The following is a 12186-nucleotide window of genomic DNA, read 5'->3' on the forward strand; positions in this document are numbered from 1 at the left end:
TAACAATCAATACATATCCAAAAAAGCTTTCAATGCTCTTGATTGCGGTACATCTCTCCGGGTTATCAGTACTGTGGTCATGGTGCCTATTTCCTTATTCATAGCAAGGGTATTTATCTTTCGGTTGCTGTAATACTGGCTAATCACTTCCTCTGGTAATATACTGACACCCAGGCCGGCTTCTACAAAGTTGATGATGCCTTCGATGGAGTTAACCACAATACTTTTATAGCGAATGATGCCTTTTGAACCAAGCCACGATTCCAACCTTGCCCTAAAAACACAACCCTGGTCAAATACCACAATTTTTAAGGGACTAAAGGCAATGGCGTCGTCAATATTTTTGATGCCGGCCGGTGCTAAAATGACCAGTTGCTCTTCTTTAATCATCACCTGCTCCAGTTCGGGAATGTTAACCGGCGCAGGCACAAAAGCTGCATCCAATTTATAGTTCATAACATCGCTGATAAGGCTGCCCGCCATAGCCGATCTGAACTCGAGCTCAACCTCTGGATAGGTATCTGCAAAATGGCTGATGATTGCGGGGGCTTTGAGTGCCATGGTTGTTTCAATACAACCTATTTTTATATGCCCTTTAACCTGGTCGGCATTTTGGATGTTTTTTTTGGCTTCCTCAATCAAATGGCCTACCTGTTTGCTGTACTGCATCAAAGTTTGCCCGGCTGCCGTCAATTCAACTTTGCGCGATGTTCGTGTAAAAAGCTCGGTGCCAAATTCTTCTTCCAAACTTTTAATGCGTGCCGTTACGTTTGATTGTACTGTAAACATTGATTCGGCGGCTTTGGTAAAACTGCCATTGGCCGCCACGGCTTCAAATATTTTAAGATCGTTGGTATTCATAAATCACAAAATATGATTATATAAATCATTATAAATCGTTTTTAACAATCAAATGTAAGAGTTAGTTTTGAATAAGCAAAACAGCAGATGAAAAACATAACAAAAACAACACTTTCGCTATTAACAGCAGTCAGCCTGGTAGGTAGCCAGTTGCATGCGTTAGCTGTCGAACATTTAAAACCCATTAACAACACCATGGAAACTACTCAAATTTATTACCGCAACATTAAAGCTAACGGGCTGAATATATTTTACCGTGAAGCCGGACCAAAAGATGCCTCTGTAATTTTATTGCTGCATGGCTACCCAACATCATCGCACATGTTTAGGAACCTGATACCCATACTTAGCGAAAAATACCACGTGATAGCCCCCGATTTGCCTGGCTTTGGCTATTCAGACGCGCCCGACCATACCCAGTTTGCCTACACATTTGATAACCTGGCCAATACCATGCAGGCTTTTATAAACGAACTTAGCCTTAAACATTTTGCACTGTACATATTTGATTATGGTGCGCCAACCGGGTTAAGGCTGGCAATGGCCAATCCCGAAAAAATCACCGGCATCATATCGCAAAACGGCAACGCCTACGTTGAGGGCCTAAGTAACGCCTGGAACCCCATCCAGCGGTACTGGGAACACGAGTCGCCCGATAACAGGGACGCACTGAAAGACTTCGTGTCAGAAAAAATAACCTGGTTTCAGTACCACGAAGGCGTAACCGATCCATCATTGATAGCCCCCGAAAGCTATACTTTAGATCAGCATTTTTTAGATCGTCCCGGAAACGTGGAGATTCAATTGGATTTGATGAAGGATTATAAAAGCAATGTGGAACTGTATCCAAAATTCCAGGCCTATTTCAGGCAATACAAACCCAAATTTCTGGCTGTTTGGGGCAATAAAGATCCCTTCTTTTTACCAGCAGGGGCCGAAGCTTACAAACGCGATAACCCTAACGCCACTGTTAAATTTTATAATACCGGGCACTTCGCTTTAGAAACCCATGTTAACGAAATTGGCGGCGATATTTTAAATTTCATGGCGGGGCTTTAAGCTAAAAAAGCACAGGCGCACCAACAGAAAAGCACAGGGCATATCGCTCTGTGCTTTTCCATTTATCATGCTTCCCCGACTTAAAAACCGGCGGTTGATGCCTTTTCGCCGCTATTCCGTGCCGGAGGATCAATACCCAGTAAATGTTTAACAAAGAAGTCGCGCTTCTTTTGACGGCCATAAACACCGCCATCGCCGTGTCCCATGCCCGGCACGGTAAGCAAATCAAAAAACTTATTGTTTTTTATCAGCGCATCAGCAAAACGATAGGTGGACTCGGGAGGTACGTTGGTATCGGCCTCGCCCACTATCAGCATTAAATTACCCTGTAGTTTTGCAGCGTTTGTGATGTTTGATTGTTCGGCATAATGCGGGCCTACAGGGTAACCCATCCATTGCTCGTTCCACCACTGCTTATCTATCCGGTTATCGTGGCAGCCGCAGGCAGATACCGCCGCTTTATAAAACTCGGGATGAAACAATACCGCACCGGCCGAATTTTGCCCGCCTGCTGATGTGCCATAAACGCCCACCCTGCTGATATCAGCTTGCGGGTATTTTGCCGCCAGCGCTTTCATCCATAAAATACGGTCGGCAAAACCTGCATCAGCAAGGTTATGCCAGCATACATCATGAAAAGCTTTGGAGCGGTTTGCAGTGCCCATGCCATCAATTTGTACCACCATAAAGCCAAGCTGGGCTATGCTTTGCATTTCGTTAACGGCGGCAAAGTTTTTAGGCACAAATGAATCCTGCGGCCCGGCGTAAATATTTTCAATTACCGGGTAGCTTTTAGCGGAGTCCATATTGGCAGGGCGATAAACTACGCCCCATATATCGGTTACCCCATCGCGCCCCTTTGCTACAAACACTTCGGGCAGTTTTATGCCGGTATTTAATAATAAGGGCGCTATATCAGGATGTTCCAGTTCCATAACAGTTTTCAGCGTAGCTGTATTTTTGAGCACCATACGCGGCGCGACATTTACCTCCGAATAAGTATCGATATAATATTTTCTATCGGGAGAGAAAGTAAGTCGGTGATTCCCCTTTTCCGGGGTAAGGTCAACCATGTTTTTCCCATCGAGACCAATACGGTAATAGTGAATAAAATAAGGGTCTTCGCCTGCGTTTTTGCCGCTGGCAGTAAACCATAGCTGCCTTTTATTTACGTCAACGCTATCAATATCACGTACCACCCAATTGCCTTTGGTAATTAGCTTTTCTTTGCCGGTAAGCTCATCAACCAGGTAAACATGCCGCCAGCCATCTTTTTCGGTTATCCATACTACTTCATGGGTTTTGGGCAGATAATGCGTATATAGCCTTTGCTCGTAAATAAAAGTATTCGTTTTCTCGTCGATGATGTTGCGGGTTTTGCCTGTTTGTACATCAACCTCAATAACCCTGAACCGCTGGTGTCCCCTGTCAACTTTTTCATAAGTGTAAAAGCGGCTGTTAACATCGCGCCAGTGCAGTATGGGCGCCCCAAAAAAATCAATCTTTTCGGCATCAACGGGCAGTTTACTTTTATCGGCAATATTAAAAACAAAAGGCTGGTACGATGTAAATTCATCGCCCGGCTGGTCGTACTCATGCGATTCGAGCTGCCCCCTTGTAGTGCCGGGTACCGAACTTAATACATAGTATACCTTTTTTGTTTTTTTAGGATCGGTAAGGTAAGCCACTAAATGCTTACTATCCGGCGACCATGTGATTTCGGCATACGGCTTATCATTAGTACCGTCAGTTGTAAACTGTATTTCGGCAGAGCCCTTTAAGGCCCTGGCATACAAATTCCCGTTCCTGATAAAAGCCGTCCATTGCTTATCGGGAGAAACCGAATCGGTAACATTAGCCTCCCAGCGATAGGTGCGTTTTTGCAGCGGGGCGGTTGGGTCGAAATCCTTAAAAACGGTATCGGTAGTTTTTTCGCAATGGTAATTACTTAAATCGCATTTAAGCCAGTTTTTGCCGGTTTTAAAAGTAATCTGCTTTTCATCGGCGCCATAAAACATAGCCGTGATGCGCAGTTTATTTGCGGGCACAGGTTTCCCTAACGCGGCAGCCACTGCATTGGCCATTTGTTTGGTATCAAAGGCCTGGTGTTTGGTTTGCTTTTCGGCATTAACAAAGTAATATTCAGTAGCATCGGCCCCGGCACGCTTGTCATACCAAAATTGCTTGCCGTTTGCCTGCCAGTTGGGCCTGATGTTGGTTACAACCGGGATCTTTTTCCAGGCAGAATCCAGCCTGTCGGCATTGGCATAGGCCTGCAGCATTTGTTGATGGGTTGGCAAATATGGTGTAACCGCCGGCTTTTGGGCATAGCTAAAGTTAGCTGAAAAAACCAGCAACAAACAAAAACGAGTGTATCGCATCGGAGACAGATGAAAATTGATGAATGTTTTTAATGCAGCCCGGCGCTAAAACCGGGCTGCATTTGTTATTTATTAAAATCGTAAAACTTCCAGCTGGTGGTAAAATCCCTGGTTAACGGCTGGTTGATAAATGTGGCCCGCATCATTTCAATAGGGATAAGATTCTGCTTCATAAACGTATCATGAAATTGCTTGTAGGTCATTTTACCACTATCAACCATCTCTTTTTTAAGCTCCATAATTTGCAGGCCGCCCAGCAGGTAGGCTACCTGGTAAAGCGGGCTGTACCCCCCTTCAAATGAGCGCCTCACTTCACCTGCGGCGTTGGCTTTTTCGTGCCCTACACGGTCAATCAAAAAGTCGATACATTGCTGTGGCGTCCATTTGCCCAGGTGATAATTGAGCGAAAAGATGATCCTTGCGCAGCGGTGCATGCGCCAAAATAGCATCCCAACCCTTTCTTCGGGTGTTTTGGCAAAGCCCTTATCATACAATAATAATTCCCAGTATAACGACCATCCCTCTACCCCAAATGGCGTCACAAAATCCTGCCTATAGGCTTTGTAACGGCTGTTCATAAAGTATTGCAGGTTATGGCCGGGTATTAATTCATGCTGAACTGTGCCTCTTGAAAAATAAGGGTTATTGCCACGCATGCTCATGAGCTTATCCTGCGCTTCCATACTATTGGTTGGGTACGATATCATGATCTCTTTACCACCCAAAAAGAACGGGTTAACCAATTGCCGCTCGGGCGACATCATTGTCATCCCCCAGGTTTCTTCGGCCAATGGCGGTATCGTGATCAGGTCGCGCTCCTTAATAAAACTGATGGCATCGTTATATAATTTCACAATCAGTTCCGGCTGATGGCCTACCGGCACATAGCTGTTTTTCACCTTCTCCAACGCTTTTTTCCAATCGGTACCGAAACCCATTTCCTGCGATGCCTTTAACATTTCCTTATCGCACCAGGCAAATTCTTTATTGGCCAGCTGAATCAGTTCTTCAGGCGTGTAGGGGATCATTTCGGCCTGCAACTGGCTTATCAGGGCATCGCGGCCAATGGGCACGCCTTTTATACCGCTGCTATCGGGCTTTTGGGTTGTAATTACTTTGCCTTTGCTTAGCGCCATATCGCTGTACTTGCCAAGGGCGGCATCAAGGGCTTTATAAGGCGCAGGCACCCACCATGTAAAGGCGGGATCGTAAGTGTTGTAAAAGCTATAAAAGTCTTTTAAGCGCCCCTTAAGGCCTGCCAGCGCTTCTTTGGTAATGCGCGCCAGTGGCATATCCAGGCTGGGCAGTTTATGATAGGCCGCGGTGTCGGCTTTTAGCTGTTTCAGTATGGCGGTTAACTCGTTCGCCACTTTTTCGCCGTCCATAAAATCGCCGTGGCGGCGTTTCTTTTCCAGGGCGTAAATACCATCGGCACATGACAGGTATTTGGCAACCTGGTTATACTTTTCCTCTTCATTTTTCAGGTCGTTCAGATCGAATTTTATCCTTTTTTTTAGCAAAATATAATCTACTTTGCCATAAATACTCATCGATTCAAAATCGGCCTGTTGCAATTGCTTCAGGTAATCGTTGTCAATTTCAACCAGCCTTTTGCGCTGCTCGGGCGAGTTAAGCACATTCATTTTATACTCATCCTCGTTATGCTCGTTAACATAATAAGGCGAGTAAAAATCTTTAATGGCATTAATATCCTGCCCGTAACGAATAATGGTGCCTGCCATTTCGCTGGTTTGCTCATAAAGGGCATTGTTAGCGGCAGCTGTTTGTGCCTTGCCCGCCAATGAGCAGGAGGCTAAACAAAGTACAGCGAAAAAGGTGGTGGTTGTTTTTGTGGTGGTAAACACAGTTTGTTTTTTTAGATGGTAAGTTTGAAAGCCTAAAGCAGAAAGCGCAAGGCTTAAAGCTAAAGAACTGTTGATTTATTGACAAGTTTAAAAGCTTAAAGCAGAAAGCGCAAGGTTTAAAGCTAAAAGGTGTGTATGATATTGAATTAAATGACACGGCCTGGCGGCATATTAACTTGCCGCCCTGCTCAGGCTTACCAGGTTATTGTTGTATGAATCGAGGTAGCCGCGCGGCGAATTGCCTATTACAAATTTAAATACCCGGTTAAAATTGGTGATGCTTTTAAAACCACATTTGTAAGCAACGGTATTAATACTTTCAAATTTATGGGCTATCAGTTTTTTACAGGCCTCGTTTACCCGTATCTCGTTTAAAAACGATATAAAAGTATGCCCGGTGTGCTTTTTAAAATACCTGCAAAACGATTCGGGTGTCATAAAGGCTACTTTGGCAACATCTTCCAGCGTTATCTGTTCGCTGTAATGCTGCATGATAAAATTGTAAATATTACCTATCCTGATCCCCTCATTCTCGGTAATGCCCGGGAGGTTGCCGTAGGTTGATAAAGGATCGAGCTTTGCTTTCATATTCACTAACACCTTAAGCAGGTTAAAAAACTGAACAAGCTGATCTGTGCCACCGGCGTTTCGTAAAGCTATCATCGTTTGCGATACCTTGTCAGCTGCACTATGGGGTATTTTAAAACCCTGCTGGTGCTGCTGCAAAAACATCTTGCTCGATTTTAGCTCGGGTAAATCAAATAGGGGGGCCAGGGTTCCTTCGGGGTTAAAAAAAATAGATATGGCCTCAATCTGCTTATCGCCCCCGTTTACAAAATATTCGGGGTTGCTTTTAAACACATGCGGTAAATTGGCTCCCAGTAAAAAAATGTCGCCCGATGAATAATCGTGCATGTTGTTGCCGGCAATCAGGGTTCCTTCTCCTTTCTGGATCCAGGTAATCTGTATTTCTTTATGGCGGTGCAGATAAGGATAATGGTATGGAAGAGAAACTTTTTCTGCTATCACACTCTTATCATGGGGTACAGGGATAGTAAATTGTAAAACTTTCATATGAACGATTGTTAATGTTCCCTGAATTTACAATTACTTAACTCTAAAAACCAACAATCGGCCCTAAACGGATAAAATGCTGCTATCATCTGTTAATTTCATGCAGATGGAGCGATGAAAACTTTAGCCATTAATGCCTTTTTGGACCATTTCAATACTAACATTAAATGTTATTTATACAATAATAAACCATTCCTTATAACTATCCTTCACGTGTTTACGCGCATTATTTTATAAGTTAATTGTACCGTGAACAATTAAAATAAATTTGACAGAAACGACCTCTTTTGGGAAGAATTTAAAAAGGTCAGGCATTTTTGATAACCCTGCCCCAAAAAAAATCCCCAGGGAAAAAAAAACCCGCATCCTGTTAAGGAATACGGGTGTAATAGTTATGCTATTAACAAGGGGGTGGCAAATTATTTAACATCCCACCAAACCCTGTCGGTAAGCTTAGCTGTTTGCTGTGGCTGTGGATTTGATGTTATTTCAGCCTGCGGGTATAATACCCTCCGTGGTATGGCCGACAACGCGTTTGGTACGGCGGGCAAAACAGGATAACCGGTGCGTCGGTAGTCCGTAAAATTTTCCAGCGAGAGGAAGTTGGCAATACCTTTTTCTTCGATGATCAATTGCTCGGCATTGCTGGCGGTTAAGGTTCTTGAGGCCAGGTAAGCGTTGGCTTTGTCTGTACTAACACCAAGCTTTGTCATGTGCGATAAAACCGCGCTTTGGTAAACAGGCGCCGCGCTTGTATAGCCCGATGTTATCAGTGTAGCCTCGGCCTTTAAAAACAATGCTTCCGAATAATTTACAATGTAATTGGTGGCTCCGGTGGCGCCATAAAAGTCGCCGGGACGTGAGTAGTCTTCCAACTGGCCAATTGTATTTAGGCCCTGTCCCAGCCCGGTGTAAAGGCCCGTTGCTGTAGCCGGAGCTACCATAGCACTTAAGCGTGGATCGCTACGGGTTGAAAAACCATTAACAAAAGTACTACCCAAAACAACCGTACTGGCCGATATAAAGTTTTGCTGCCATGGATTTTCGCCACCAGCCGCGCCTGTATAAGCCATTTTAAAGTCATCATCGTTTGATTGCATGCCTTTTTCCAAAGCTGTAAGTGCCAGCTGAGCCTGCGTTGAGGCGGTGTAACCCGGCGCTTTAGTTAGGTGCATATAATAACGCGCTTTTAAAGTGTAGGCCAATTTTGTCCATTTACTCATATCGCCGGCGTAAAAAAAGTCGTCTCCGCCAGGTTTTACCGTACCGTTTTTGGCAATATCGGCAATACCGGCGTCCAATAAACTTTGTATCTGGGTATAGATATCTTTTTGCGCATCATATACAGGCGTAAAATCAGCGCTTCCTTTAAAGGCCTGCGAATAAGGCATATCTCCCCACAAATCAGTTCCGGTACCCAGGCAATATGCTGTTAATATTTTAGCTATACCTGCATAATTTGATTTACCATCGGCCGTAGCTTTCTGATTTAGCGTTACCAGGTTATTCAGGCAGGTTACATACAGGTTGCCCCAGTCGCCATCCATATCCGAGTTATACATCAGGTACGTGCCTGCATTGGGTGCTACCTGGTTAAGGGCAGCAACCTGCATGTATTCCTGTACAATTACGGCCACGTTACCCGCATACAGGCTTGATGATATATCCAGTTCAACCGGCGCCAGGATCTGGGCCTCGGCCACGTCAATGGGCTGATTGGGGTTTTGATTTACATCGATATATTTTTTACACCCCGAAGCACTTATCAGGATACATGATATTAAAATCATTGATATTTTTTTCATGATACTTTTTTGTTTGATAAATGGATTAAAGTGTGAATTTTAAGCTAAAGTCGATTGAACGGGAAGTTGGGGTAGAGAAGGAATAAATACCCTGTGCACCGTTTGACGCGCCAAATGAGCTTACTTCCGGATCGCCGCCGGTAAAGTGCGGCGCATAAATCCACAGGTTACGACCGGTTACACTAAAATTAAGCGTTTTAAAAGGTGTGCTTTTTAACCACAACGGTTTTACAGTATAGCCAACACTCACATTCCTCAATTTAATATAGGTACCATCCTGTATTACCGATTCGGTGATGCCGTTTATACGCTGGTAATATGCCTGGCCGTTAACAGAGATAGTATTTGGCTGGCCTGTTGTAGCGCTTATACCGTCAACCACTCTCGGGTCGCGGTTTTCGGTAACTTTGGGCGTACCATAAAAGTATCCGTAGCCATCAACATTGTTCTGAATATCGCCGCCTTTTTTCACATCAAAAAAGAAGCTCAGGTTAAATTGTTTATAACGCAGATTACTGCTGAAACCGCCGGTCCAATCAGGATTGGTGTTACCAATTATACCCTGTGTATCGTCGGCATAAGGCAGGCCACCGGCATCAATCAATAATTTACCCTGTGCATTACGTGCATAGCGTGTGCCGTATATAATACCATAAGGCTGACCTACAATAAGTGAGGTAAAACCGTTGCCCAGTTGTTGCAAATCGCCATAAAGGTTTAACACCTTATTACGGGTACGGGTAAAGTTCATGGTTACCGACCAGTTAAAGTCCCTGGTTTTAACGGGCACCACAGTAAGCAACAATTCAATCCCCTTGTTTTGCATTACACCGGTATTTACCGTTGTACCGCTATAACCGGTAGAAGGGGCTATACTTACGCCTGGAATAATACCGTCTACGGTCTTCTTAGCAAAATATGATGCTTCCAGGCTTATCCTGTTGTTAAAAAAGCCTGTTTCGAAACCTGCTTCAAACTCGTTTATCCTTTCGTTTTTCAGGAAAGGGTTACCCAATGTTGAACTTAGCAAGAATCCAGACTGGCCCTGGTAAGGGAAGGTAATATTGCGGATGGTTTGGCTATAGTAAGGTGTAGTAAGTGAATAAGCACCTACGTTACTGCCGCCAACTGTTGCATATGAAACCCTGAATTTGCCCAGGTTCATCACATCCTGGAAATCTTTGGAGAAAAATTCCGAAAATATAAAGCTGGCTGCTGCCGATCCGTAAGGATAAAAATTATTGGATGTTGAAAGTACCGAACTTCCATCATACCTGCCGGTGAGAGAAAGTATCAGGAATTTTTTATAATCGATGTTGGTTTGCAGGTAAAAACCTATTCTGCGCACCAACGCATGGCTCTCAGAATAACTTACCGTAGATGCCGAACTAATGTTATCTAAATCGGCCACCGAAAGGCCAACGCCGTTGGCATATGAATTTTCGGTATACTGCGAAAAAATATTGTTTCCCAAAACACCATCAATGTTAAAATCGCCAAACTGATGGTTACCGCTGATGATCAAATCGTTATTAATCTGCCTGAAATTGGCGTTATTAACTACAATACGGCCGTTGGGGTTAGATACTGAGTTGGCAGATTCATGGTATTTATCCTGCTCAACATATACATCGGCACCAAATCGCTCAGTTACGGTAAGCCATTTTAAAGGCTTGTAATCTGCAGTAAAAGTTGGCATAAAGCGGTTTACGCCAGATTTGTTCGAGATATTATTTAATACCCAGTAAGGATTGTTCCTGGAGTAACGGTACAAGCGCTGCGTTCCGTCGGCATTTTCATAAGGCAACAGGTTGTACGATATGGGGGCAGTAAAAATTGTCCATACCGGGCTCTCTAAAGCCCATCCTTCGGGCAGCCTGTCGTTTTGCGAATTGGAATAATTTAACTGGAACGTGGTGGTCAGGTTAGGCAGAATCTTTGCACCATATTTAGCAAATAACGAATTACGGATAAACGAGGTAGTTGGTACCGTGCCTTGCTGATTAAAATTAGAATACGATATATAGTAGTTTGAAGCTTCACCGCCGCCATTAATGCTCACCACATTATTATAGGTATGGCCGGTTTTAAAGAACAGGTCTGATTGATTATATTTTTTTGCAGCCTGGTCGTTTATCTTCAGGGTATCCATCAGCGGCCCCCAGGAGGTGCTGGTTTTTAAAGTTGTACCATCATAAAACTGTCCGTTTGTTCCCTGGGCATATTTGCTCTGGATTTGTGGCAGTAAAGGATTTTCCGACGAAAAATCAGACGAGAAACTGACGGTAGCTTTTTTGCCGGCCGACCCGGTTTTGGTAGTAATGATGATAACACCATTGGCACCCAACGAACCATATAATGCAGTTGCCGCCGCACCTTTTAACACGTTGATGCTTTCAACAATGTTAGGGTCCAAATCGGCAATCCTGCTTGTACCCGGGCCGGAGTTAAGGTTACCTGTTTCGCTGTTATCAATCGGGATACCGTCAATAACCATCAGCGCGTTGTTATCGCCATAAAATGACGATGCGCCCCGAACTACAATACGGGTAGAGCTGCCCGGGTTACCCGATGAACTGGTAATTTGCACACCAGATACTTTACCAGCAATATCGTTAACAATGTTAGGATCTTTTCCCTGTACCAGCTCGGCGCCTTTTACTTCCTGGCTGCTGTAGCTTAGCACCCTTTTATCGCGTTTTATGCCAAGTGCCGTAACCACAACTTCGCTAATCGCCTGGTTGTCTTCGGGCAAAACAACATTAATCTCGGTTTGGCCGGTAAGCTTAATTTCTTTGGGGATATAGCCAATGGCCGAAAAGTTAAGCGTGCCGGTACCCGGGTAGCTGATGCTGTAGGCACCATTAATATTGGTACTTACACCTTTGTTGGTGCCTTTTAATCTGACGGTGACGCCAGGCAGGGGTAAGCCTTTATCGTCAGATACTTTTCCTTTTACTGTAACTGTTTGTGCATTAGCATTTAAGCAAAATACAAACAAGGCTACTAAAGGCAAAATGAACTTTTTTAGTAATTGTTTCAACTTCATAAATTAAAGTTTTGGGGTTAAAATCTATTTATTTACAACCTGATTTTCAGATATGTAAATCTATTTGCCCCCAACACTGCATTTTTTACAAA

Annotated in this window: 7 protein-coding genes; 1 reads left to right on the forward strand and 6 read right to left on the reverse strand. The window is 44.0% G+C overall.

Annotation, left to right across the window (positions count from 1 at the left end):
- Positions 1-6 precede the first annotated feature (6 nt).
- Entirely contained in the window at positions 7-861 is an 855-nt protein-coding gene (locus tag ACFGVS_RS15065; protein WP_439699220.1) for a LysR family transcriptional regulator, read from the reverse strand.
- A gap of 87 nt (positions 862-948) precedes the next feature.
- Between ACFGVS_RS15065 and ACFGVS_RS15070 the strand changes: the two genes are divergently transcribed.
- Positions 949-1920, forward strand: a complete 972-nt coding sequence (locus ACFGVS_RS15070) for an alpha/beta fold hydrolase (protein ID WP_439699221.1) — start codon at positions 949-951, stop codon at positions 1918-1920.
- Positions 1921-2000: 80 nt separating this feature from the next.
- Here the strand turns inward: ACFGVS_RS15070 and ACFGVS_RS15075 are convergent, their stop codons facing one another.
- From ACFGVS_RS15075 to ACFGVS_RS15095, 5 genes are all read right to left on the reverse strand, one after another.
- Complete coding sequence (locus ACFGVS_RS15075) at positions 2001-4301, reverse strand: DPP IV N-terminal domain-containing protein (protein WP_439699222.1); 2301 nt, start codon at positions 4299-4301, stop codon at positions 2001-2003.
- Positions 4302-4366: 65 nt separating this feature from the next.
- The gene (locus ACFGVS_RS15080; RefSeq protein ID WP_439699223.1) at positions 4367-6166 is read right to left on the reverse strand and encodes a DUF885 family protein; all 1800 of its coding nucleotides are present in this window, start codon (positions 6164-6166) and stop codon (positions 4367-4369) included.
- Positions 6167-6337: 171 nt separating this feature from the next.
- Positions 6338-7240, reverse strand: coding sequence for an AraC family transcriptional regulator (locus tag ACFGVS_RS15085; protein WP_439699224.1), 903 nt, complete (start codon positions 7238-7240; stop codon positions 6338-6340).
- 419 nt (positions 7241-7659) lie between these two features.
- A complete protein-coding gene (locus ACFGVS_RS15090) occupies positions 7660-9045 on the reverse strand; it encodes a SusD/RagB family nutrient-binding outer membrane lipoprotein (RefSeq protein ID WP_439699225.1) in 1386 nt (461 codons plus the stop codon).
- Positions 9046-9070: 25 nt separating this feature from the next.
- Positions 9071-12094, reverse strand: a complete 3024-nt coding sequence (locus ACFGVS_RS15095; RefSeq protein ID WP_439699226.1) for a SusC/RagA family TonB-linked outer membrane protein — start codon at positions 12092-12094, stop codon at positions 9071-9073.
- Positions 12095-12186 lie beyond the last annotated feature (92 nt).

Origin of the sequence: Mucilaginibacter sediminis (assembly GCF_051903035.1) — a bacterium.
Lineage (GTDB): Bacteria > Bacteroidota > Bacteroidia > Sphingobacteriales > Sphingobacteriaceae > Mucilaginibacter.

Excerpts from the sequence above, each read along its gene's own strand:
- ACFGVS_RS15065 (WP_439699220.1), bottom strand. The coding sequence starts at position 861 with ATGAATACCAACGATCTTAAAATATTTGAAGCCGTGGCGGCCAATGGC.
- ACFGVS_RS15090 (WP_439699225.1), bottom strand. The coding sequence starts at position 9,045 with ATGAAAAAAATATCAATGATTTTAATATCATGTATCCTGATAAGTGCT.
- ACFGVS_RS15095 (WP_439699226.1), bottom strand. The coding sequence starts at position 12,094 with ATGAAGTTGAAACAATTACTAAAAAAGTTCATTTTGCCTTTAGTAGCC.
- ACFGVS_RS15070 (WP_439699221.1), top strand. The coding sequence starts at position 949 with ATGAAAAACATAACAAAAACAACACTTTCGCTATTAACAGCAGTCAGC.
- ACFGVS_RS15075 (WP_439699222.1), bottom strand. The coding sequence starts at position 4,301 with ATGCGATACACTCGTTTTTGTTTGTTGCTGGTTTTTTCAGCTAACTTT.
- ACFGVS_RS15085 (WP_439699224.1), bottom strand. The coding sequence starts at position 7,240 with ATGAAAGTTTTACAATTTACTATCCCTGTACCCCATGATAAGAGTGTG.